19 protein-coding genes are annotated in these 24910 nt (G+C 52.8%); 2 read left to right on the top strand and 17 right to left on the bottom strand.

The window, feature by feature from the left end; genetic code table 11:
* Positions 1-350: 350 nt before the first annotated feature.
* The 5 genes from BMX00_RS08595 to BMX00_RS08575 form a co-directional block, all read right to left on the bottom strand.
* Positions 351-1166, bottom strand: coding sequence for a M48 family metallopeptidase (locus tag BMX00_RS08595; RefSeq protein WP_090828607.1), 816 nt, complete (start codon positions 1164-1166; stop codon positions 351-353).
* A gap of 385 nt (positions 1167-1551) precedes the next feature.
* Positions 1552-2046 carry a peptidylprolyl isomerase gene (locus tag BMX00_RS08590; RefSeq protein WP_090828606.1) on the bottom strand — a complete coding sequence of 165 codons (495 nt, stop codon included), beginning with the start codon at positions 2044-2046 and terminating at the stop codon, positions 1552-1554.
* 43 nt (positions 2047-2089) lie between these two features.
* Entirely contained in the window at positions 2090-2674 is a 585-nt protein-coding gene (locus tag BMX00_RS08585; protein WP_090828605.1) for a peptidylprolyl isomerase, read from the bottom strand.
* Positions 2675-2731: 57 nt separating this feature from the next.
* Complete coding sequence (locus BMX00_RS08580) at positions 2732-4012, bottom strand: L,D-transpeptidase family protein (protein WP_090828604.1); 1281 nt, start codon at positions 4010-4012, stop codon at positions 2732-2734.
* Complete coding sequence (locus BMX00_RS08575) at positions 3979-5040, bottom strand: nuclear transport factor 2 family protein (RefSeq protein ID WP_090828603.1); 1062 nt, start codon at positions 5038-5040, stop codon at positions 3979-3981. Before BMX00_RS08575 ends, BMX00_RS08580 begins: the two co-directional genes overlap by 34 nt.
* Before the next feature lie 88 nt (positions 5041-5128).
* Here BMX00_RS08575 and cysS point away from each other — a divergent pair, with 88 nt between their 5' ends.
* Complete coding sequence (cysS, locus tag BMX00_RS08570) at positions 5129-6511, top strand: cysteine--tRNA ligase (RefSeq protein ID WP_090828602.1); 1383 nt, start codon at positions 5129-5131, stop codon at positions 6509-6511.
* A 453-nt stretch (positions 6512-6964) separates the two neighbouring features.
* The gene (locus BMX00_RS08565; RefSeq protein WP_090828601.1) at positions 6965-8077 is read left to right on the top strand and encodes a vWA domain-containing protein; all 1113 of its coding nucleotides are present in this window, start codon (positions 6965-6967) and stop codon (positions 8075-8077) included.
* Between the two features lie 346 nt (positions 8078-8423).
* Here BMX00_RS08565 and BMX00_RS08560 read toward each other — a convergent pair whose 3' ends face one another.
* From BMX00_RS08560 to BMX00_RS08500, 12 genes are all read right to left on the bottom strand, one after another.
* Entirely contained in the window at positions 8424-8657 is a 234-nt protein-coding gene (locus BMX00_RS08560) for a hypothetical protein (RefSeq protein WP_090828600.1), read from the bottom strand.
* A 723-nt stretch (positions 8658-9380) separates the two neighbouring features.
* Positions 9381-10469 (bottom strand): sigma 54-interacting transcriptional regulator, encoded by a 1089-nt coding sequence (locus BMX00_RS08555; protein WP_090828599.1) that lies wholly within the window; start codon positions 10467-10469, stop codon positions 9381-9383.
* 523 nt (positions 10470-10992) lie between these two features.
* Positions 10993-11382 (bottom strand): DUF4280 domain-containing protein, encoded by a 390-nt coding sequence (locus BMX00_RS08550; RefSeq protein WP_090828598.1) that lies wholly within the window; start codon positions 11380-11382, stop codon positions 10993-10995.
* A 95-nt stretch (positions 11383-11477) separates the two neighbouring features.
* A complete protein-coding gene (locus tag BMX00_RS08545) occupies positions 11478-12059 on the bottom strand; it encodes a hypothetical protein (RefSeq protein WP_143053069.1) in 582 nt (193 codons plus the stop codon).
* Between the two features lie 120 nt (positions 12060-12179).
* Positions 12180-14147 carry an eCIS core domain-containing protein gene (locus BMX00_RS08540; protein WP_143053068.1) on the bottom strand — a complete coding sequence of 656 codons (1968 nt, stop codon included), beginning with the start codon at positions 14145-14147 and terminating at the stop codon, positions 12180-12182.
* Positions 14148-14428: 281 nt separating this feature from the next.
* Positions 14429-15094, bottom strand: coding sequence for a hypothetical protein (locus BMX00_RS08535; RefSeq protein WP_143053067.1), 666 nt, complete (start codon positions 15092-15094; stop codon positions 14429-14431).
* A 47-nt stretch (positions 15095-15141) separates the two neighbouring features.
* A complete protein-coding gene (locus tag BMX00_RS08530) occupies positions 15142-16386 on the bottom strand; it encodes an eCIS core domain-containing protein (RefSeq protein WP_218141522.1) in 1245 nt (414 codons plus the stop codon).
* 205 nt (positions 16387-16591) lie between these two features.
* Positions 16592-17539: a hypothetical protein gene (locus BMX00_RS14345; RefSeq protein ID WP_143053066.1), complete on the bottom strand. Its 948-nt coding sequence runs from the start codon at positions 17537-17539 to the stop codon at positions 16592-16594.
* Positions 17540-17703: 164 nt separating this feature from the next.
* Positions 17704-19662, bottom strand: coding sequence for an eCIS core domain-containing protein (locus BMX00_RS08515; RefSeq protein WP_218141521.1), 1959 nt, complete (start codon positions 19660-19662; stop codon positions 17704-17706).
* Positions 19663-19866: 204 nt separating this feature from the next.
* Complete coding sequence (locus BMX00_RS08510) at positions 19867-20268, bottom strand: hypothetical protein (RefSeq protein ID WP_177171812.1); 402 nt, start codon at positions 20266-20268, stop codon at positions 19867-19869.
* A gap of 229 nt (positions 20269-20497) precedes the next feature.
* Entirely contained in the window at positions 20498-21016 is a 519-nt protein-coding gene (locus tag BMX00_RS08505; RefSeq protein ID WP_143053065.1) for a hypothetical protein, read from the bottom strand.
* A 106-nt stretch (positions 21017-21122) separates the two neighbouring features.
* A complete protein-coding gene (locus tag BMX00_RS08500) occupies positions 21123-24854 on the bottom strand; it encodes an eCIS core domain-containing protein (RefSeq protein ID WP_090828590.1) in 3732 nt (1243 codons plus the stop codon).
* Positions 24855-24910: the final 56 nt, after the last annotated feature.

Genomic DNA, 24910 nt, shown 5'->3' with positions numbered 1-24910 from the left:
GAACGTCTGAACTAATCCTCCGCGAGCGTGTTGCCGATAAAATTGGGATGATCGCAAGGCGCACGACCCAGCTCATAGCTTAAAGGTCACTACGGCAGGTTATAGCTGGAATACCTCTGTTTCTAAAGTCCGATCCGAAACGCATACCCATCAGATGTACCGAACGAGGGCAGGGAATCCTTTGTCTGGTTGGGGTGAATATCACTGTAGCCAGATTGGCGCAAATAGAGGATTACTAAAGCCGGGCCAAGCGCAACCTCGCAAAGCCCGGCTGTTGTTTCCCACTTTTTTGCTCTAAGCGGGTTTCTTGTGGGAGCGGGGAATGGCAGATGAATCCGGATGCACCCGAATCAGCGGCGCGCAGCCTGATAAAGCGGCATTACAATTGGCAGCAGCGATTCGATCTGCTGGACACGTGTCGAGTCCGCTGGATGGCTACTCAGGAATTCGGGAAGCTTCCCGCCAGTACCGGCATTTATCATTTTTTGCCATAAGGTAACGCCAGCCTGTGGATTGTAGCCCGCGCGAGCCGTCAGTTCCAGTCCGATGCGGTCGGCCTCGGCTTCATCAGTGCGACTGAAATGCGTTGCAATCAACGTTTCATAACCAATATTGGCGAGGGTAGCCGCATTCTGGCTCAGGCCAAACGCTGCGGCGCCCACGCCCAGCGCAGTCTGCGCGGCAATGGCTTGCGACACCTGTTCGCGCGAATGTTCACGCAACGCATGCGCGATTTCATGTCCCATCACCACTGCGATTTCCTCATCCGTGAGCTGGAGCCGATTAATCAGCCCGGAATAAAACATGATCTTGCCGCCAGGCATACAGAACGCGTTGAGTTCATTGCTGTCGATGACATTGACCTCCCATTTCCAGCCGGGTGCGTCGCGGCGGAACACGGCGGTTTGCGGCTCGAGCCTTTTGGCTATTGCCTGCACCCGTTGCAGCATTTTAGGGTCTTTGTTCAGCGCGCCTTGTTGCGTGGCGTCGGCCTTCAGCTTGGTATATCCTTGCGCGGCCACTTGCTCCAATTGTTCCGACGAGATAAGCATCAGTTGCGACCGGTTTGCACCTACCGCGCCGCCCGCGGTGGTGGTTGCGCATCCGGCCATTAAGGCCAACCAGAGACTTATGGATATTGCTGCAACGATGCGAAAAGCGGGCATAATTTCTCCAATTTAAATGTCATATTCTTCTGTTAACCTGCAAGCCGGCATTCAGCCAATATAGGTAAAACCGATACAGATCGCCATTAAGGCGGCGTGAATCTGAGCTATAACTCATGAGCTATAACCGTTCGCGTTTCCGGGCGTTCCGTGGCGCACAATTGCCAGGCGAGCCCGTGTCATGCCATGCAACGCATTGCCGCTTATGAATCAGAAGAGGGCGGTAGTTGAGCGATTCAACGGAACGCCGTAACCATCGCGACGGTAAGCCTGCTCACCGCGTCGGCGAAGGCCGGGGGCAAAGCGGAAGCTATACGCAAAGCGCTGCCGCGAACCCGAGCGATAAGAAACTTCCGTTCATTCGGCATTTCTCAACAAATACTTGCTACTCAATCACTTCCGCTTTTTCCACGGTCACATTTTCGATAGGCACGTTCTGGTGGCCGCTCCGGTTTCCCGTTTTTACCTTCTTGATCTTGTCCACGATGTCCTGGCCTTCCACCACTTTACCGAATACACAGTAACCGAACCCCTGGGATGTGGGTGAGCTGTAATTCAGAAAATTGTTATCGGAGACGTTAATAAAGAATTGCGCGCTGGCGGAGTCAACATCGGATGTACGCGCCATCGCAATCGTATATTTATCATTCTTGAGGCCGTTGGCAGCCTCGTTCCGGATCGGGGCCCGCGTCTGCTTCTGGATCATGCCCGGTTCAAATCCGCCCCCTTGAATCATGAAACCGTCAATTACACGGTGGAATATAGTGTTGTCGTAGTGTCCGCTGGTCACGTATTCCTTGAAGTTCTGAACCGTTAACGGAGCTTTTTCATCGTCGAGTTCGAGCGTTATGTCACCGAAATTGGTGTGCAGTTTGATCATGTTTTGTCCTTATCTTGAGGATGGGAGCGCGAGCTCAGCAGTTTCATTGGTTTATAAGTTTGGCTTCTTCGATTACCACGAGTTCTTTAGGCACATCGCTCGGGAAGGGGCCGCCGGCACCGGTAGAGGTCGCAGCAATCTTGTTGACCACATCCATTCCGCTGGTCACTTTTCCAAACACCGTATATCCAAACCCTCGCAACGTGGGCGCGGTATGGTTCAGGAATGAATTATTCGCCACATTGATGAAGAATTGAGCTGACGCCGAGTGCGGGTCTGAAGTACGGGCCATCGAAACGGTTCCCACCTCGTTTTTCAGACCATTGCCAGCCTCGTTTTCCACAGGTGATCTTGTCGGTTTCTGTTTGAGCGATTTATCGAATCCCCCACCTTGAATCATGAATCCTGGAATGACGCGATGAAACACGGTGCCGTTGTAATAACCATCCTTTACATAACGCAGGAAATTATCGACGGTTTTCGGCGCTTTATCCGGGTAGAGCTCAATGGTTATGTTACCGAAATTCGTCCTTATTTCAACCTGAGGGTTGGCGACCTGAGGATTGGCTGCGTGCGCAGCGATGCCGAAGATGAGCGGAAGAGCAATCAGAAACCTGAAAATATGCATGGGTATGGGTGAAGATAGCGATAGAAATGGATGGGTTTGTTATGGATGTGTTTGGGATTATGCCGTGCTTTCGTAAATAATTTTCCACGGGCCATTTTTGTGCTCCTTCATCCAATACTGACGTTTTCTCATTCTATTGGAAAGATTATTGCTGGAATACTCCTGGTCGAAATTGACTACTACCAGGTCGTCTCTTCCAGGATAGAGAAACATGCCGACGTTGCTGATTCCTACCTTAATCCAATTTTTGTTCGCATTAACCTGGCGTTTGTGCCGTGACCATTCCGCCAGATTCTGGCTGCCGGTGGAAAAATCTCGTCCATAATTTCCGATATAAGCCTCGATATTTCCATTTTCCCAAGCGCGCCGCCAGCTTTCCAGGTGGCTTCCCAGTTTGTCCCGCAGGCCGGATATGTCGACCGGGTCTACCCATTCAATGCCGTCGCTGATAATAACCGGTGTAACGCCGACTTGCAGGGTTTCACTGATCCTGTCCAGATCCTGATTCGCAAGCACTACGCAACCATCGCTCGCGCGGGGAGGGCGGCTATAAGTATCTGAAGGTGTGCCATGGAGCCATATGCCAAAACCGCTCCGGCCGTGCCGCTTATCCCATTCGTTAGGGTAGTTGATGGGAAATGCCCCGCGTCCGTAAAAATCGGTAAGCTTTTCCCGCGGCAAATTGGCAGTAACAAAATAAACGCCGAGAGGCGTTTTCTTGTCGCCTTCCCTGATTTTTCGGGATCCGTTTTTTCCACTGCTGATGTAATAATCCGCAACATAGCGGGGTTTCCCACCTACATTCCGGAATATATACAGCCGGGATTTGTCAGTATCCGCAATAATTGCATATTTTTGCTCCGGCTGCATTTGCAGCAGATATTTTGGAGTCATATTGCGCGGAACCGGTTCCCGGTGGCGCTGGACCCTCACTCGTGCTTCTTCGCGCAAGTCGGCGATATGCTCCTGCGGAGCCCCGGCGGGATTACCTAGATCACTGATCGGGCGGGAGCGAGCCAGTAGCAGGTCGCCCTTGATCAGATGGGCAAGGCGAAAATTGGGGTTGGTTTTGAGCAGATCTTCGATTCCATTCAGGGCGGAGTCCATGCGGCTTTCCGCAATTTCCTGTAGGCTTTTGACGAGCATTGTTTCCGGGCCGCTCGCCGCTATTTCGGCCAACGGCGAATGGTCGCTTGCCAGAACACAGGAGGCCGCGACACAGAAGCTCGCAATTGCGGCTACCGTAGACGTAATCGCGGTTTTGATCAGGCTACGCTTCGGCACAGCCACGCTGCCGGACGATTTCAACGCCCGACCTGTTCTTGGTGTATGAGCCATTTTTCTCCTGACTTGACCATCTCGAGCGTTTTGCCGGTATGACTTTTGATTGCATCGGAATGATACGATTGCTTGAAGCTTACCCTGGCGTGGTTGGCATCGACGAAGCTCACCTTGGGATTTGTAATCACGACGTGAATGGATTTCGGCTTGGTTATCCGATCGCGACGGGCTTTTTCCCACATGGTACGTGATGCGCCGCCGGGCGCGCGAAAGTCGTTTGCATAAAACGCGAGGTATGCCGCCGTATCCTTATCTGACCATGCCTTGGCCCATGCGATCAACGTTCTGATGATTTCGCCGGAATCATCAGAAACAGGAGGCCTTTCCTGGGCCGGCTTTTCGGCAGCCGCAACTTTTTCCGATTTTTCCGATGGGGGTTTCTCCGCTTTCGCAGCTGACTTCGCCTCGGGTTTTCCTTGATTTTTTTCCGGTGGCGCTATGGCCGACTCGCTGGCAGGCGAAGAAGGAACGGCTGTGGCCGCGGTTTGTACTCTGGGTCTACCCGTGAATAAATCCTTGATCATCGCGAGCTTGGTCTGGGCAGCAGCATTTCCCTTGTCCAGTTGCAGTGCCTTTCCATACGCCTGGCTCGCCATCTTTGCATAGATATCTCCCAGGTTTTCGTGTGCCGTCGAATAGCTGGGGTGGGTGCGGATAGCCGCTTCAAGCGCATCCCGGGCTTTTTCATATTGGCCCTGGCTGGCGTAGAGCACTGCCAGATTATTGTATGGCTCGGGCAGATCAGGATAGTCATCGGACAGCGAAGAAAATATCTTGATAGCGTCTGCGACCTTCTTCTGCTCGGTAAGTATCAGCCCCTTGTTAAAACGCATCTGCGCGTCACGCGGCTTGCTGGCAAGGTAAGCGTCGGCTTGCTCCAGCGCTTTTACGAGATTGCCCTGCTTATAGAGTTTTGCGACTTCCTCATTTTCATCGGCGTGCACGGCGGAAGCCGCCAGCAACAGTACCGCTGCCGTGAGGGATAGCACGGATGTGCTTGTCCGATGGAAATCCCATATTTTCATTATGCTATACTGCTCCGATTTTTGTTCGGATTGCCCAAGGGAATTCAGAATTCTACCAAGAAGGCTGTCCAGTTCACAATCTCGCCAGATGCTCAAAATCCATAACTCGCTCACCAGGGAAAAACAGGATTTCATCCCGCTCATACCCGGCAAGGTCAAAATATATGTTTGCGGCATGACCGTTTATGACTATTGCCACCTCGGCCATGCCCGCATGATGGTTGTGTTCGATATGGTGCAACGCTGGCTTCGGGCGAGCTGCTTCGAAGTAACTTACGTGCGCAACATCACCGATGTCGACGATAAAATCATCAAGCGCGCGCTGGAAAACAACGAACCAATCGACGCACTGACTACCCGCTTTATCGAGGCAATGGAGGAAGATGCCGCCGCGCTCGGCGTGTTGCCGCCGTCAAGCGAGCCGCGCGCCACTCGCCATGTGGAAGATATGGTTGCAATGATACGCGTCCTGATGGATAAAAGCCTTGCCTATTCCGCATCCAACGGGGATGTGTATTATGCCGTGCACAGATTTCCCGGTTACGGAAAGCTTTCAGGAAAATCCCTGGATGACCTGCGTGCCGGGGAGCGCGTGGTCGTCGATCCGTACAAAAAAGATCCGCTGGATTTCGTGCTGTGGAAAGCCGCAAAGCCTGGTGAACCGCAATGGCCTTCTCCCTGGGGTATGGGGCGCCCCGGTTGGCATATCGAATGCTCGGCAATGAGCAAGCATTATTTGGGGGAACAGTTCGATATACACGGGGGAGGGCAGGACCTGCAATTCCCACATCATGAAAATGAAATTGCACAAAGCGAAGGGGCGCACGACCACGCTCCTTTCGTCAACTATTGGATGCACAACGGCTTCGTGCGTATCAACGAGGAAAAGATGTCCAAATCACTGGGCAATTTCTTCACCGTGCGTGAAATACTTACCCGTTACCAACCGGAAGTGGTGCGTTTTTTTATCCTGAGAGCCCACTACCGCAGTCCCTTGAATTATTCGGACCAGCATCTGGATGACGCAAAGCGTGCGCTTGACAGGCTTTATACCGCGCTGAAAGGAACCGAGGCCGGAGAAACCTCTGTTGAGATCGATTGGAGCGGTTTTCATGCATCACGCTTCAGGGATGCAATGAACGACGATTTCAACACTTCCGATGCCATAGCCGTGCTATTCGATCTCGCCAATGAAGCCAACAGGACGGCGTCTCAGAAAGATTTAATATTGATGAAAGCGCTGGGTGGCGTGTTGGGGTTGCTGCAGCAGGATCCGCAGCAATTCTTCCAGAGCGCTGGTTACGCAGAGTATTCGTTCACGGCGGAGCGCATCGAGCAGATGATTCAACAGCGCCTCATTGCTCGCGCTCAAAAAAATTATGGTGACGCGGACGGTATCCGTAACGAGTTACTGGACGCGGGCATTATCCTGGAGGATGGGCCGCAGGGTACCGCATGGCGGCGAGCGTAGCTTTAAATACTGGCTACGGATAATGAAAACCTCTACAAGTCATTCAAGTATCCGCTTATCCGGCTTTGATCCTGCCATTTTTCCTGAGTCCACTTCTTCGATCACTGCGCTTCGGGCCGCGATCTGTAGTTCTCAACTGACCCTCACCTGAACACATCTGGCCAGCCTTCCTCCCAGCCAGACGCTCGCAAGCCAAGCATTTTCCAACAGCTTTCCGGTCCACTGGATAACGGACGAGTTCAATTTTGCCCCTTGGACAGAGAGAATTGGGCGAGAACGGTTGGCTGCGGTTGGCTGATAGAGCCCCTATCGTAAAGATAGCTTGCTGGAGTTTGCTATAACTATTTGATAGGGCCTTGGGACAAATCTGGCTGACTGACCGTCGGCTCAACAACGGCGCTAGCGAGTTGCTACGCAGCGCGGCAAAGATCAGATGAGGCGTTCAAAGCAATTATGGCCATCAACCAGATACGTTTTTTCGGGCTATCGAGAACGATCCCTATCGCTTTGCGTAAGGGACTGATCTGTTTGCTTACGGTCGCGGCGATGACGTCAATATTCGGGGTTTCCCTCGCAGCCACCATGCAACTTATTTCAGTAAAAGAGGTTTCCCCCGGAGTCGTGTTAGCCACTGTTCGACTTCTTACAGCAGAGCTCCCAAATGCATCGGATTTCTGGCTTCGGTTCAACGGGAAGAGTGCCATCCGGGCGAAAGAGGTCAAGCCCGCTCAGTCCGTGCCACCCGAGACATCGGTGATTTTTTGTATCGATCAAAGCACTTCGATGGGCCAGCCCCACATTCAACAGATTCAAAAAGCGCTCAAGGACGTGGTATGCGACCCAGAGTCACCATTAAACGCGGCTGTTTGGGTATTTGATAGCGAAGTGACAAAACTCCGCGGATTCTCGCGAGATGGTCCGGAGTTTGCAGCGGACATTGATGAAATCGGGACTGGACATGGGCGTGACGGGAAGACGAGACTATACGAAGCGATTGAGCTGGCGCTTTCCGAATTGGGCAATTACCGGACTAAAGGTCCAAAACGGCTGATTCTAATCACTGCCGGAAAGGATAACGGCAGCAGTATCACGGAGCAGGTCGTGATCAATGAAGCGAATATACAAAATATAGCAATTGATGCCGTTGCATTTGGCAATGTTTCGGACGCCGGCTCAGAACTACTTGCCCGCTTGGCGGATGACACGAACGGCCGCTTCAGTTCCCCCATGAATAGTCAGCAGCTGGCCCGCGAGCTGCGTAAATTACTCGATTTGACTCCTTCGCATGCTGTCGAAGTGCTTTTTCAATACGATATAGCGGAAGAGTTGCATAGGATCGGCTCTGCGCAGCTGGAGTTTGCGCCGGATGGCCAACCACCCATGTTGCTCACTATCAAGCAGGGGCTTTCAGTGCCATGGCTGGCGCCGTTCGCAGGAGATCTGCCAACTCATCCCGCTAGCAAGGAAGAGATCAACCGCCTGATTTTTCTGTGGATTACAATCGGCACTATCGGATTTCTAGCCGCTTATCTCGTGAGCAGGAGGCGCGCTAAACGGTCACCATGAACGCTCTGCTCCACGTCATAGCAGCGAAACGGACTTGGAGGCGCTTTAATTCCGCTATCTTCCGGTAAATATATGATGCGGCCGACCATAATCGCAGGGAATTGCTGGATACCAGCAATTGAAGCATAAGTAAAACTAACCGGATCTGGATAACATGTTAACTTCGACCAGATCAGTAAGGAGAAGATAAGCTGGAATGTTATGGGGACGGAATTTATGGGGAAGGCCAGCATTCTTCCATCGAGAGACAAGATTTGGCATATGCATGCGGGCAAATTACTGCTCTGCGGACTTCGGCAAATCCGATGAGGTTGCGCCAGAAAAAAAATGCCAACCAGAAGGCAACTCACGGAACCTCTTCATTTTCAGTTGGTTCGATCCCATCCCGGTGCTGCGCCAACCGGAAAATGCGTCTGCCATTACCGGTATCCACATAGTCAACGGTGCCTTGCTTTATCAAGTCGTCCAAAGCTTTCTGAATGACATCCTTGGCGGTTTCGTAACGCTGAATAGGCAGCCACCATTGAATAATCCCATCCACAGTGTCAGCAGCGGCAGGATGAGCACGCAGGTATTTCATGATCTCCTGGCGGGGATCTGGGGGTATGGAATCCGATACCATATCGCTAGGCCCAGTAAGAAGTGCGAGTTGAGGCAAAAACTCATTAGTCCAATACAGATACTTAGTATCTGGCACCTCCTGACCCTTTTTTCCGAGCCCGGATCGCCATTTTGTTCAGCAGGACTTTCTATATTTTATTTAGCAATATTTGTGCCACAGAAATTAAATAGCCAAAAACGCATTAAATGTAAAGACATATTACATAATTCATCTTCCTCTAATTCGTTTCCGGTCCAGAGCCGTAAAAATCCTCGACGCCCCCATTCAGGCCCTTAAAACGCTTCGTTTGGAGAGTAAGCTTGATAGCAGGCGCGGCGAAAGTGCATTCGTCGGGGAATTTGAGCTTCACTGCGGGAATCAGGAAACCAAGCTGAGCCAAGGTGGTAAAACCAGGAATCGATGCAAGGAGAATGCAGAATACTAACGTGGAGCCTTAAGCCCGCTACTGAAAATCACACACATAATTTTTTACCCAGCAAGATCAGTTCAAGCTTTGCAGCGGGACGGATGTACGCAGGGATACAGGGAAATATGGGAGGCCTTTAAACGGATTTCGTCTGAGAACTCATGGATGCGCTAACAGGCGGGTAGTCTTGTATACGTCACATTTGATTCGTCTGTGCACGATCTTCGTCATTTTGCTATCTATACAGCATGTTAGCGAGATGAGGCAAAAATGCCTCATGGTGGGTCAGAGTTGATACCATCCCGCGTGGTGATGCTGTGCTTTTTTAGAAGCTTACCAAGCGCGCGTCTTTCCTTGCCCGCAAGGCGGGCAGCCTGACTTACGTTCCCGCTCACTCGCTCCATCAGTTGACTGAGATATTGTCGTTCAAACTGTTGCAACACTTTCGATTTCGCCGACGAATATGTCTCTTCGAAAAAGCCGGTTGCGCGACGCTCCGGTCTATGCCTGCGCTCGTGGCTAAACATGGCGGGGGGCGTGAGACATAATGTCGTGTCGTCGCAGACCACTGTTCCACGATAAACCAACCCCTCCAATTCCCGGACATTGCCTGGCCAGGGGTAGCGGCGAAACCAGCTGCAGCTGTCCTGGTCCAGTTCCTTGACAATACAATCGAACTGCGTCTTGCACCGGTCAAAAAACGCTTTGGCCAATAGCAGCGCGTCATCGCCGCGCTCACGAAGGGGAGGCAGTTTCAGACCGAGTACACGAAGCCGGTACAGAAGATCGCTGCGAAAAGCACGAGACTTGATGAGATCGTCCAGGCATCCGTTTGTAGCTGCTATGACGCGAACGTGAGCCTTTCGTTCGACACGCGCGCCGATCGGGCGATAGCTTCCGTCCTGAAGAAAGCGCAGCAATGTCACCTGAGCCCTGGGTGTAAGTGCATCAACCTCATCCAGAAAAAGGGTACCGCCCGCTGCAGTTTCCACAAGTCCGGGCTGGTCGGTTTTCGCATCCGTGAACGCTCCCTTGACGTGACCGAAGAGTTCGCTATCGATCAGACTGTCGGGAAATCCTCCGCAATTTATCGGAACGAAGGCATGGTCGCGGTGGCCACTGCGATAATGTATTGCCCGTGCGACCATTTCTTTTCCCGTCCCCGTTTCTCCCTCGATGAGCACCGGGGCCTGGACTTTTGCAACTTTATCAATGAGCGCAAGCATCTGCGAAAAAGCGGAGGATCTTCCTAAAAGGGAAAAATTTTCTCCTCCCCGGCTAAATGCAATTACTCCCGTCGATGTTTCCGGGCGGCGAGACTCGGTTTTGTGCGAGCTGCAGCTTCCTTCCTTTTCCTGGTTCATGATTGTCCCCTTTTCCCTTCAGGCGGTTAGCAGGCGAATTCTGTTGCTCCAGGCGGAAATGGCAAGATTGTTCGCAAGGGTAGCGCCATCACATACCGGTTTATGGAAGAATTTTGCCTCAATTCATCCGGCGGTGTTCTCGATTAGCCCAGTTTGTGAAGAATGTGTGGATGCAGGGGGCGATATCTGTTCGGTAACGAACATAGTGTCCGCTTGATAATCCCTTTTTACCTCATGGGTAAATAATAATGGGTAAACAATACACAGTTGGAGAGTTCGGTAACGAAGCGCATAAATGTGGAGAGACGGGCAGATTTGACTAAATCTTGGTAGCCTCCGTTTGGAATGCGAATGTGAATCGAGCGAAGATTCGCTCTTCCGTGAAAGTCAGAAATCACTTCCGCTGACCTCTTGATAGTCAACTCTATAAAGAGTTGAAAAAGGGAAGAGTGCCGGTTCTGCAGGAGTGTTTTAAGACAATGGTAAGGGTCAGCCCGTCTGCATGGTCATGGGCCTCGAGATTTCAGGGAATGAGTTCGGTAAACTGTCCAGGTACGGCAACCTGGATAATGCCGCCCCACATGCAGTTGAGCGTACACGTGTTATCCAGCGCGGGCTGGTTGCCGAGCAGTACGGTGGTTGCGCCAGGTACCCATGGGCTTACCGTGACGGGAATGCACGGCTGCGGCGTGAGCACCCCTAAAGCTGCCGTTGTTGCGGCGGCTACCGCCGGGTTGGCCAGGCTCATGCACATCCCAAACGGCGCGATATTGACCATGGGCTGATGGTCCATAATGGTAGCTGCCGGCTGGCTGCTTGTATTAACCCTGTTGACGGGCAACACAGTTAACTGACCGGGCGCAACGCCGAAGCTGCACATTAGCGTTGCGCCATTACACACATGTTGGGGCATATCGAACACTCCATAAAATAATTCTTTTTTGGTTCTCTATCTTGGTTAGGTTATGACCGAGCGCATGGGGATATGGAAATTCGGTTTCGATAATCTCAGTTTCCGCTTTCTTTTTGAAGCCTGATAGAAATATCCTGAGCTTTCAATGTCCGGCTTTGGGGTCCATTGGCTCCCTTGCCCGCATTAATGATCGAAAAGATCACTTCCAATTGATATATTCCTTCCGGTATATCTTCAGGTTGCCGGGTTCGCTGATTTAAATATTTTGAGATTTGAAGGAAATAGCTTTGCCTATCACTTTTATTAAAAGTAAGGGTTGGCACATTTACTTGTTCATGGATATTCTGGTTTTCCCCGTTTTTTTGTATTCCTAAAATATTAAAACTAAAATCGATGTTTGGGTCGATCGGGCCTTGTCGGTTAATCAAAGGAATGGGTGGTTTTGTATTATTAAATAGCTGAGTCTTGTCACTTCCTGCCAAAATATACTGGACAAAATACAGGGGATTATGAATTTCTATGCTATCGGTCCCTTCATATCGCAAGCTGAGTTCGAGATTAATACCGCCGTTTGAAACAGCCTGTACCTCGGCGATATTTAGCATGGCCGAAAACGCGGCAATGTCTTTACCTAAATGATCGATGCTTTTAAGGTCAAAAAAACTTATAGTTTTCATGTGCGACTCATTTGTTTTCGGGCACTTGATCTGATCGGAATCTTTTGCGCTGATCGATTGAGCCATTTGCAGTATTGATACAAGCAGTAGCGTCTGAACTGTTGTTTTCATCAGCAAAAACTAGGGACAAAGCGGCGGGCACGCAGGCCAACCATTAGCCCTCGCATGCTGGCAAATTCTTCTTCTCATTGGGTCGACTATGGCATGTTCCTCCGTGTCGGCAGTGCCCCCAGGGTTATGGTCGTTGACAACCAGTACCAGTATCTGTGCAAGCCAGTTGGCTTGGGCAGTGTTGAGCGCCGTGGTAAACGCCGGGTTTGCTCTGATGAAGAATTCCGCAACTCCCGCAGTGGGTGTGAAAATGGTAACGGGTACCGTTATTGCCTCTATGGCGACTTCGAGTGGAGCAATTACGGAGGGATCAATGAGGGCGGCACGGAACTGCCTTGCATGAACTCTTTCGTGGGCAAGCACAGCAGAAAGCATGAACCAGGCTGCCGCAGCATGAGTCAGACTGTTCAAGTCATTAATCTGGGCGCAATAGTTTGCAGCCGTTGTATTTCCCGCAGGCCCTGTCACTTCGGTTACTCCCGGGAGTAAACGAGTTTGAAGTGAATAGTTTCCGGTTACACCGGTTAACACAGGTTGCCAAACGCCAGCATTGTCGAAAACATCTATCGTGACTTGGACATTCTCAGGAAAGGTCAGTCCCCAAACACCTGGTCCAAGAGCGTTGGAAGGGGCGGCGCCCGGCACGGCTATAGCATTGGCGACGTTAAAAGGTGCATTGGCTACCACGGGCCGCGCAGGCGGGGCAACTTCTACCCCCCTATCCTTTTTGTCGAGGAAATCAATGGTTCGAAAACCCACCCTACCGTCGAAAACAAGACCAACATCGCGTTGAAATGCATCTACCGCTCTTCTTGTCTCATCCCCAAAGTCGCCATCCGCACCGAAGCGGGGAAGCGGGTACCCCAGGTTAATCAGCGCTTGCTGAACCAGAGTTACAGGTGCGCCAGAGCTTCCAGTCTGCAAAACCCTTTCATTATCAAAGACGCCCTCCAGCGTGGCGTTCCCTGAAAACCGGCTGCCCGCCGGAAAATCGTGGCCATCGCCAATGGTTCTTTGCATGGCAAGAGAGCGAAGCGGGGATTCTTCATTTTCTTTCTTCTCTCTAGCGCATGCCGGGCAGGCTCGCTGTAAGGATGAGTCCTTGTTGGATGGGGCGGCCTCATCCATCCTTTTCGGCTGGAGGGGCACACTTCCGGTCTGCTGTACCACATGAGTAAGCTCGTGCGCGGTAAGTTCCAGATTGCTTGGGCTACTCCCTGCGCCGTAGTAAATATCCGAACCATGAGTGAAGGCCTTTGCTCCCACGTCGCGGTTCATCTGCACAGCTTCGTTGCCGGTATGCGTGTGCACATGGCCAAAGCCCATCCCAAACCGGGGTTCCATATACGCCCGCACAGAGTCCGGCAACGGGCTACCGCTGCCTTTGCTCTGGTTAAGCTGCGATTCGATGTCGGCCCCAGATTCGAAGCTGTCGGACTTTGATCCTTCAGTTCGGGCTTGAATCGGCGGTTTTTTCTCTTCCTCTTCGGGAATGGTCTGTCGCTGGGTGAATCGTTCACCCCACTCGCTAAACCGCGCCTGGAGCGGCATTTTCTTCTCTTCCGATTCCTCGATATTTTCGTGCAATTGTCCCTGAATCAAGGGAGTGATGTTGGCGGCCAGTGGCTTTGTTCGCAAAGTTTTTTCTTCTTCTTCCGCAAAGTCTGCCTGAATCAGATGCGAAGAAGTTGCATCGGACATGCTCATCACCTGGCGTGCGACGTGATCGGCTTCCTGCTCGTACTGGTCATTGGAGGCCCCTACAGTCAGCTTGCGCTGAATACCGATGATCTTTCCTTGAGGCGTGATACGTTTAGCTCGAATCAACTGGGCAACACGGCGATTGCCCAGCATCCGCTGCAATTGGAGGATAGGTGGAGGGCTTTTTGGTTGGGGCGATAGAACACGAGCTGGCCGCGGAGCAGGGGAGGAAACCCGCTGCTGCTTCGGTAATTTGGTTATAACCGGCTGAGGCATAACCATTAGTCCTTATCGATCGAAGTAATTACCGTTGGACTGGACCTAAGCATCGCTTGTTCCTGCGAAGCTTTGGATCTATTCGCGAATGAGGCGTTAGCGCACTGATGACTTGACCCAATACATGACTTATCGGTCGATTTTTAAGGCAAACTCAATTTAAAAATAGTTGATACCAGAGTAGTGTCAAGTAGTGTCAGGTTTTGAGTCTTCCTCTATCTCTTGCAAATCGTTCAGGCAGGACGGCGGTTTCGCGACATTCGCACAGCTGTATTGTTCACTCAAAACGTTTGTATGTCACTTAACCCATAAATTACTTCAAACGGAACATCATAGGTTGGAACGTCCGGTGTCGCTTCCAGTTTACTCATTGGAATCGTGACTGCCAGGGCGGCGCCGCTGCCAGGAGCGCCAGGACAAAAATCAACACAGTCGAGAACGTCGAACGTGAACGTTGCGCGGATCTGAAGTGTGTTCAACCCGAGGTTGGTAGCTATAAACTTACCATCAGCGTTGCGCACGTCGTCTCCTGCATCGCTTGCAGCTTTACCGAAACCGCCAGCAATGAGGCCCGGTATTTTATTCGCCGGATCTCCGAATGACATGGGGAGATCCAAGAGTTCGGAGTCCTTCAGCACTGTTCGGAAATCCAAAAGCGCCGTCGATCCTCCAGGTGGTGGCGTCAAGACAGGATTACTTCTGACCCGATCAGCTAGCAATTTCATAATGCGATCCTTCTGCTTCTGAGTTTCCGGATCTTGACGGAACTCGTTTACAACACGGCTCGACTGGTTTCCAAATAATTGTCGAGGGGGTAATGTTCCCTTAGTACCAGACTTCGGATTGTTTAAATACTTCATCCATAAGTCTTGTACGTCCTTACCAAATTTGTCTGTGAAAAGGAACATCGCAGCCACAATCAGTGGGTGTTGTTTTAATGCCTCCACCTTGTCTGCGAATGGGACGCAAAAGCCAGGGGGAGCGTTGGGCGGTATCACAGGCCCGGGTGGTTCCGGGCAGGGTGGGCATCCGGCAGTACGGGGGCTCTCGGGGCAAGGCGGGCAAGGCGTCGCAGGGGGGGGCAGGCCGGGCAGCCGGGTGTCCTGGGATCCTCCGGGCAAGGCGGACAAAGCGGTTGCGGGCTTGGCAAGCATAGCTCATCAAGCTTAGCCATGGTTCCCGGGCCGACATCGGGGAACTTCTCGAAGCCCAGCTTATACTTTTTTTTGAATGCCATAACTGCTCGCGCGGTCGCAGGTCCGTAATCTCCATCGACTCCACGTTTTCCTAAATCGGCGCCATCTCTTAGAAGTGCCTTCTGCACTTTGGCAACCGTTGGACCGTGCTCTGAGGGACGTAATCGATCTTTATCGTTGAGGCACCCCTCAAGCTTCTTGTCTCCCAAGAATTCCGGGCAGTCAAAAACCTTGCGGCCGGCCGCGTCAAGATGCACGCGTTGCACACCCACTTGATGCTCTATCTTATGATATTGCAAACGCCTGTTGTCGACCCCATCCTTCCGTCGCTCATCGCCTGTTTGCTGTACCACATGCGTGAGTTCATGCGCGGTGAGCTCAAGATTGGCTGGGTTGTTACCGGTGCCGTAGTAGATGTGTGAACCGTGCGTAAAGGCCTTGGCACCGACATCCTGATTCAACTGTGCGGCTTCGCTGCCAGTATGGACGCGCACATGGCTGAAATCCATCCCGAAGCGGGGTTCCATATACCCGCGCACGGAATCGGGCAAAGGGCTGCCTCCGCCTTTGCTGCCGTTGAGCCGGGATTCGACAGCTTCGCCCGCGTCGAAGCTGTCGGCTGGTTCGGCTTTGGTTTGGATCGATTTAGCCTGTATGGGCTTTTCTTCTTCATCCTCCATTTCCGGCTGGCGTTGCAGGTCGGTGTCTCCCCCGATGGAGTTTGCCTGAACCGCGATTTCTTCGTTTTTATCTTCCTCTTTATCTTCCGTTTTTCCGCGGTTTTCCAGTTCCCGTTGGACAAATGGCGTGATCGAGTCGGCCAGCGGTTTGGTTTGAAGCACCTTATCCTTGTCTTCCTCGGTGGAGATATTTCTTTGCATGGAATTGTCCACCACCGGATCGGATATGCTCATCACCTGACGGGCGACGTGATCGGCTTCCTGCTCATACTGATCATTGGAGGCCCCTACAGTCAGCTTGCGCTGATTACCGATGATCTTTCCTTGAGGCGTGATGCGTTTAGCTCGAATTAACTGCGTCAAACGCCGGTTGCCCAGCATCCGCTGCAATTGGAGGATAGGTTAGGGGGCTTTTTGGTGGGGGCGATGGAATACGAGCTGTCCGCGGAGCAGGGGAGGGAGCCCGCTGCTTCGGTAATTTGGTCATAAGCGGCCGAGGCATAACCATTAGCCCTTATCGGTCTGAGTAATTACCATTGGACTGAACCCAAGCATCGCTGTTAAATATCTACTCGAGATCCATCTCCGGTGGGTGTTCCTGGACATTCTTGATGCGCGCGATATGTTTTTCCAGTTCCTTCTTCTCTTCTGCGCTCACGGCAGAATCCCGCCAGAGCGGAACTTCATCGTTGATCACTGATTGCACGTCGTTGTCGAACCGTTCCAGCTTCTTGAAGTAATCGTTAAAGGGTCCAGCCGGATAACTGCCGTCGGGATTGCGCATGGCCTTGAGTTTTGCGGCTTTGTCCCATAACTGATTGAAGCGTTTCTCCAAATCATCCGCCCAGTCACGCGCGTCCTGAATGTCCGGTGTGTTGGGAACCTTGGGAGGTTGCGGCGAGCCCGAGCTGGACCCTCCACCGGGGGTCTCCGGCTTGTTCGGTTTCGGGATCCGAACCCAAATCTCGCTCGAGCGGTCGACTTTGACCCAGATATCGAAACTGCCGTCGTTGCGTGCGAACTGATAACCCGCTTTAGTGAGCATTCCCGATGGCGTGGCCGAGTACGTGGTAACGCCGTCGAACCGGCGGTAGAATGTGCCTGTAGGGGTCGTGTGTTGGACTCTGGGAAATGGGATGGGGGTTTTGCTATCTCGAGCCACGTGATGAGTCCCGGTAGTGCGAAGCTCTGGTTTGGGTGTTTGGTGAAAAGGGGCCGCGGCTGCCGCATCCGGCATGGCTACTATCTGACGAGCAATTCGGCCGGCTTCCGGCTCGTATTCATTGCCCGGAGCGCCAACGGCCAGCTTCGACTCCAGATTGATGATCTTCCCTTCCGGGGTAAGACGTTTGGCTTGAATCAATTGCGCCACACGCTGGTTGCCCAAGGTTTGCTGCAACTGAAGAACGGCATGGGGCTCACGGTGAAACGGCTGGGCAGAATCGGAGCGAGGCTCGCGATGCTCGAGCCGCTGCTTTGCTTTCTCTGGTGCTTCGGTTGGGATTGGCTGGGACAAAAGCGTTCCTGCCTGAAGTTGTTAAAAAACTGCGCACCAGTTTTGCTTGCCCTAGATTATTTCACGGGGAGCAAAGATACATCTCGTTTTATTGCCTCTGATAAACACACTGCGCCCACTGCGCCCACTGCGACCGCTGCGGCGCCTGCTTACAACAGATCAGCCTAGCAGTTTTCACAATTGCCCGGCTCGCCGAGGGATTTTCCGCTGCTATAGTTTTTACAGTTGTGGCAGTGCGAATATTTCTGGCCATAAGCCTTGCCCTCGCAATTGCGAGCGGACCAGCACCTGCGCTTGACGAGTATTTCGGCTTCTCCCCCTTCTTCATCGGGTGGAGCAGGAACAACCCGTTCCTGCCAGCCTAAATTGTATTGAGCCGTGGCGTGCGCCCAGTTGACATCGCCGTCGGTGCCCAAAAACTCGTTTTCAATATCGGCTGCCAGCTCGACATAAGCGACCAGGTACACGTCCACGCTCTTCCACTCGCCTCCTCCCGCCACGTCATGATTGATCGGCATTGATTCGCTTAAAGTTGCCAGCTCACCCTCATCCGTTTTCGTCAGGGGGATCTTGACTTCAACTGTCGCATCTCCGACCGGCAGCGAAACGTCCACTTCGCCAATCGCTGACTCTTCCGCCTCGCTTCGTCCCCCGTCGTGAATCGGGGGAAAGAGGGATTGCTGTTTGGGTGCGGGATCGGCCGTAGTTCGCACTGCAATGTTTCCGGCAATCGCGGCCCCGGCCTGGCCATAGTGGAGATCGTCGGCCTCGGCTCCTCCGAAAATGCTGGCGCCGCCCCTGAGCGTGAGCAAGTTATTGTCGCTTCCCGTATGGACGAAGGTATAACGGGTGTCACGACGCATCACCAGGTGGCCATTGCCTCCATATATTTTCCAGAAGCCCGCTTCCTGCCAGGCCTTGGCCTTGCCGTAAACTCCCGTTGGAAGCGGGAGCGCTAAAGTGCTTCCATTGCCCCGGGTCGATTCCCCTATGACGGGGCTGCTGTTTGTAACCGTCTCCGTGAGGTTCCAGGCTCCCTGTACTACAGGGCCGGACGTTCGCTCCTGCACGGATAGGCGCTGCATTGGATATTCGGAAAGAGCAATCGGTCTTGAATCCCTAATGGGTTTGGCCTGGATACTTCCCAATGCCTTGGAAGAGCTTAAATCCCGGTCCTCCTCTTTTTTCCCCATGTTGCATGCGGAGCAGGTCCGTTGGACGGACGGTCGGATAGCTGACAAAGCTGTTTCATCCAGCCTTTTCAACTGCAACGGACTGCTGCCAGTCTGCTGAACAACGTGGGTCAGTTCGTGCGCAGTGAGTTCCAGGTTGGCGGGACTTTGACCCGCGCCGTAGTAAATATCGGAGCCATGGGTAAAGGCTTTGGCGCCCACATCCCTGTTCAATTGAATGGCTTCATTACTGGTATGGGTACGCACATGGCTGAATTCCATTCCGAAGCGCGGCTCCATAAACGCCCGCACAGCATCCGGCAGAGGACTGCCTCCACCCTTACTCTGATTGAGCCGGGACTCAACATCCGCACCCGCCTCGAAGCTGTTGGCCTGTGATTCGGCTTTGGCCTGAATTGATTTAGCTTGGAGGGGTTTGTGTTCCTCTTCCTCGGTTTCTGGTTGGCGCCGCGGCAAATTATCCGCGTCATTGGCTTTTGCCTGGACCGGGATCTCTTCCTCTTTATCTTCGGTGTTGCCGAGGTTTTTCAGTTCCCGTTGCGCTAAAGGCGTGATCGAAGCGACCAACGGTTTGGTCTGCAGCACCGTATCCTTATCTTCCTCGGTGGACATGTCTCTTTGCAGGTGGACCGCCGAATCGGACATGCTCATCACCTGGTGGGCGACGCGATCGGCTTCCTGTTCATACTGATCATTGGCTGCACCAACGGTCAGTTTGCGCTGGAGACCGACGACCGTTCCATCCGCGCTGAGGCGCTTCGCTTGAAGTAACTGCGCCACACGCCGGTTACCGAGCGTCCGCTGCAATTGGAGGATAGGCGAGGGTAACTCTCCCTGGAAGCGCCGCGCGGAAGCCGGTCGTGTGGCAGATAAAGCAGATAATGGAAGCTGCTGCTTCTCTGGTGATTTGTCTAGAAGTTGCTGGGGCATAAAACATCAGCTCCTGTGAGGATCAATGCGCTGATTACTCCTTTACTTAGGCGCCAACCGATCTTATCCGCGTGGAACGGATATTGCGGCGGACTTGATTGCATTCTCAAGTACGACGCGTAACCATTCTTATATTGCCAACATAACCAATCTAAACATAGTTTACACATCGGTCGTGATCAAGTTTCTCAGACTGCCGCTGAATCACTCCATTCCTTTCTGTGCTTTGACCGCCTCACCTGCAGTGACTTTTATCCTGAGTGTGTTGGACACCAGTATTCCAGGACGCCACTGGATCAGGTACATTCCCGGCGTCTCGAACCGGTATTGCGTGATCTCGTAATTGTAGTCTATGCCGGGACCTTCGGCGACCCGACCGTCATATGAGGACGGGGCCAGCGGATCCTCATCAGCAGGAAGCGCGGTGGTCGAGAGAATGCCATTGACATACTCATCATATACCGGCTTGGGGCCCATGACATGTTGGCGATGGTCCCGCGGCTGTAGAAAATCCATTGACGGTACACAGGGCGATGATGTCATCGCACGGCTATCTACGGATACAAGGGCAGAAGTGCCTTGTGGCAGTTCCGCGCTTCTATCCACTCGCTTAACCATAGATCAGTTTGGTGAACGAGGGATAATCCCAAGACAGCGAGCGTTGCCGGATCCAAGGTGTTTTCAAAATGGTATAGGATGGTCAAGACTTGATCCTATTTTTTATTCACGTCCGCAGAGTAGCCCTGTGGCAGAGATTACTCCAATGGTCCCTTCTTGGATTAGATCAAGGCGTGACCCCTGCTTTTTCTGTGGCTCCTATTTAGGTTATTCCTGATCATTGTATTGCTAACATCTCTGTTGTGACTACAATTTCAAACTGTGGCAAGTCAAACTGGCCGATCCATTGATTTTTCGGTCCGTTTTCTTCATATTTGAATACTGCCGCTATCTCTAGCGTATATTTTCCAGGCCTGAGTCCCCAGCTTTTCTCTCCGACTGCGATGAGGATCATTCCGTATTCTCTAGTTGGCATACCGACGATTTGCGTATCAAGGCGCAAACCAATGTAAGCGTCCCTAGGAATCACAGCCCATTGGGGTTTATGGATCGGCCCGCTGATCGGAAAGCCCGAAGTGCTGACCGGTTTCCCGGTGACATCAAAGAGCTCGGCATGAACTCGTGGCTGGTTAATTACTGTGATTGGGTTTAAAGAATGGTTCTTCAACTCTAAATATATGGCATGCCGCAAGCCCGGTTTGAGATTCTCAAGTTCAACACACAGCCGTCCGGAAAGTCCATTGATTGACTCGGACCAGGCGTTTGCGACAGTTCTTCGAATGGATTCTCTTGGCATGGCTTCAAAAAAATATTGGCGAAGAATCCGTACCTAGTTAGTTTGATAATAGTACTTAGCAATTCCTCTACAAGCATCGCTCGGCGCGGCTGGGTACAGCGCTACTTCAAATCGGCTTCACAAAAGGTCCTGCTCCTCCCTTCTCAATCGAAGCATCGCAAGAAAGTGTGGAGGTAGAGTGATGGTTAGCCGTGGCAAAGCGAATGCGGGGGCCCCCTGCGACGCTGAATTCCCAGGGAATCGCCCAAAGAAAATCGGAATTACCACAGATTGGTACTCCTCCAACCACTCGGACCGGAGCTCGGATTTCAGTCACGATGTTATCTTCCGGAGGGCTCACAGGTGTACCCGTAGGTGCGCTGCCTGGATGGCCAGGCCCGAATGTGTTGGCTGGGTGGGTGAAGTTGTGCTGGAAACCACCAGCGGGCGTGACGACACTTGCGACGGTGCCTTCGCCAAACACGACACGTTGAAATGACACGTTCTTGGGTTCGATGAATACGTTTCCTTGGAAACCTGCCCCCCAAAGGCCTGGGCTGGTCCCGAAGGCTGGTGCTGTGCCAGGAACTTCCGTGATGTTGGCGCCGTTGGGTGTGACGACGAACATTAAGCGTAGGCAGACTTTTCCGGTGGCTAAAATAGCCTTTACCGAGGTGATTACGGCTTTATCCGGGGCAGTCCAGATGGCGGTCGTGCCGCTGGTAGGGGCAATGGTACCGTGGAGCGCTGACCATGTTGCTGGGCTTGCGGAGATAAACTCGACTTGTTCGTTAACTCCAACTGTTTTGCGCGTGTCAGGAGTTCCGTCGGGCGCCGCGGCCAAGGTTCTTGTGCTAATGTTGCAAACAGGCGGCGGCGGCGGCGGTGGCGGCGGGGGCGGAACGGGCCGCGGTTTGAATAGCCATCGAAGCAAAAGGTACAAAAGCAAAAGCAACAGTAGCGCAACCACCACCAGGATGATTATCCCTACCCACACCGGAAAAACGTACGCTACTCCGGCTATAAGGATGATGATGAGTCCTCCGATAATCTGAATCGGCGGTCCGGCGAAAGCCGGGGCTGGACCCAGTAAAGACGGCGTGAGCTTGAAAACCCCGATAGTCTCGGCGATACTTCCGACGATGCTGCCACCGCTGCTGATGAAATTCTGGATGAGGCGGCTGATGAAATCTCTCATCCGGCTCAAGGTTTTCTGCGCAAAATCAATCAATTGATCAACGGGATGCTGGGCGAGCGAACGCACGTACTGCACAATGCGGGCCAGTGCGCCAGCCCACGCCTGAATCAACGTCTGGATGAAGGTGACAACGGCTTGCATTAATTGCATGAAGCTCTGAATTACCTGGCTTACTTTGCTCACAATCATCTCCACCGCCTGAGCGATTCGAGTCGAGATTTCCTGCATGATCTGTCCGGCTGCGGCCGTCAGCCCTTGAAAGATCAACATGGCGATCGAGGAGGTCTGTTCCTCAAAAGATTGGATAATCAGTCGGTTATTCTGGATCGCGTTCAGGCCGATCGTCCGAATGGCTGCAATGGAGTCATCCATTGAGGCAGCTTTGTTTGCCGCCGGTTGGCCTGTTCCGCCACCGGCTGCCGGATTGACTGCCGAAGCCAATGCAGCGAGGTGCTGCGTCCTGTTGGCGCGTATCTGGGCGAGGGTATGTTGCTCCGCCCTGGAAACCGCTTGAATCAACGCTGCTTCCAGCCGGTTGAGCAGCGGCGCAATGGCGCTGGATAAAGCATTCTCCAGCGTTGAAACGATGAGATGCAGTAGTTGGTTCAGTGCCTGGAAGATCAATTGCATCATGCGCTGAATTGCCGACGCAGCGAGTGCGAGCGCCTGATCGACCAACTGCTTGAAAACGCGGAAAAAGGAACTGAGCAAATTCATTCCTGCGTTAAAGGCCGAACGGATGAATCCGATGCCTTGTCCGATTGCGCCATTTACCACCCCGGCTGCCTGCCTCAATAGGTTCACCGCCGCGCCTCGAATTTGCGCGACACCGGGAAGATCCGGGAGCGGAATGACATTGATCACATTGACGATCTGATCTGCAATTCCGCCGACTCTTTCCTGTACAGAAGCGGTAATGCTTTCGATGGCCCCGTTTATTTCCTCGCCGATCTCGTTGCTCTGCGCTTCCGCAGCCTGCAAGGCATTCACGATAACTGCCCGGATGGATCCAAGCATCCTGGCGGACGCAGCAATGATTTCAGATTGTTTTGCGGTGACAAGGGATCGCACTCCGGTGATCGATTTGGTTAAAAAACCCGAGAGTCCTCGTCGGACGCCAGAAAAATGCTCGCTGATTTGTTGCCGACGTGTTGCCGCGCTGTGAGCGACTTGTTCTTCACTGTGAAGACAATCATTATTGATGAGCCGGGCCTGTGCTATCGCATGAGGTTTAAGGGGTGAATCGGGGGCAATCGTAATCTGCTCCATTCCCGCGGATTCAGCGCCGCCTTGCTTCTTTATTCCGGCATTGCCCCCCATTAATAGCTCGGATGCGGGACTGGCAGCTTCTTCCATCTTATGTTTGCCACTACCGCCGGATAGCTGATCGTTCGTGACATCCGGCATCGCGAGCGGGACTGTGCTTGGCTCCCCGAGTTCTGAAGGTTCACCAGACTTTTTGGTCTCGGCAGCCGTTGTCAAGTTGGGAGCTAATAATGGCGCAGCTTGCGCGGCTTCTGCCGGGCGCGCCGCTCCACCGCGTATGTTTTCGGTTGTATCTGCAGTTGATGCAGTTGAAGTGTGGCGCTCTGCTTGTTCAATGAGCACTACCGTGCCTGCGCCCGTTTCTGCGGATGCCACGGGGTGCGAATCATTCCTGTCCTCCTGATCGGAGAGTTTAGGAGGGCTCCCGCGCGTTGCGGATAAAGGGATCAACTGCGGAGATAACGGCAGGCCGGCTACAGGGGCGTCGTCCTCCTTTTGTCTCCGCAGTGGCGGCGCGCCCGTCTGTTGCACCACATGGGTCAGCTCATGCGCGGTAAGCTCCAGATCGGTCGGATTGCCTCCTGCGCCAAAGAAAATATCGAGGCCGTGAGTGAAGGCGCGGGCGCCGATGTCCCGGCTCATTTGTATGGCATTGCTATGGGTATGGACGCGCACGTGACTGAAATCCACGCCAAACCGCGGTTCCATGTACGCGCGTATCGAATCCGGCAAGGGGCTGCCTTGCCCCCTGCTTTGGCTGAGTCGGAATTCGACATCATCTCCCGCCTCAAAACTGCCCCTCAGTGATTCAGTAGATTTGGGTTGCAGCGGTCCGGTTTCTTTCTCTTCCATGCTTACCTGACGCTGAAGGGGAAGCGGGGCTGATTTACTTAAGGGCTTTGCCAATAATGATTTATCTTCTTCTCTGTCCTCCTCCTTGTCTTTCTGGTCTTCAATTTCTTCCGTGACTCCCAATTGCCGCCGTGCAAAAGGAGTGATTGACGCAGCTAAGGGAAGAATGGGAAGACGCTTACTCTGCAGGGTGGGGGATCGCCTCGCTTCCCCTTCTACCTGAGGCGCGTGTTGGAGAGACGCCATGACTGCGGAATCCGGCGTGCTTACCGCGTGGCGGGCGACACGATCCGCTTCCTGCTCGTATTGATCGTCCGCAGCGCCAACGGTCAGCTTGGGCTGAAGTCCAATAATCTTGCCTTCCGGTGTGACGCGCTTGGTTTGGATTAACTGCGCGACGCGCTGGTTGCCCAGGGTCCGTTGCAGTTGAAGAAGGGAATTACGTTCGTGTTGAAATGACGGGGAGGCATCAGGTTTAGGTCCCCGGTGCTCGGCCCGCTGCTTTGCCTTCTCTGATGATTCGGTCAGAAGTGGCTGGGACACGAGCGTTGATTCCTTTGATTATTTACATTGCTTAAATTGGCTGTACTACATTTTTT

It is taken from the genome of Nitrosovibrio tenuis, from assembly GCF_900109785.1.
Taxonomy (GTDB): domain Bacteria; phylum Pseudomonadota; class Gammaproteobacteria; order Burkholderiales; family Nitrosomonadaceae; genus Nitrosospira; species Nitrosospira tenuis_A.
The sequence above is the reverse complement of the archived record's forward strand: the minus strand, read 5'-3'. Positions and strand labels throughout refer to the sequence as shown.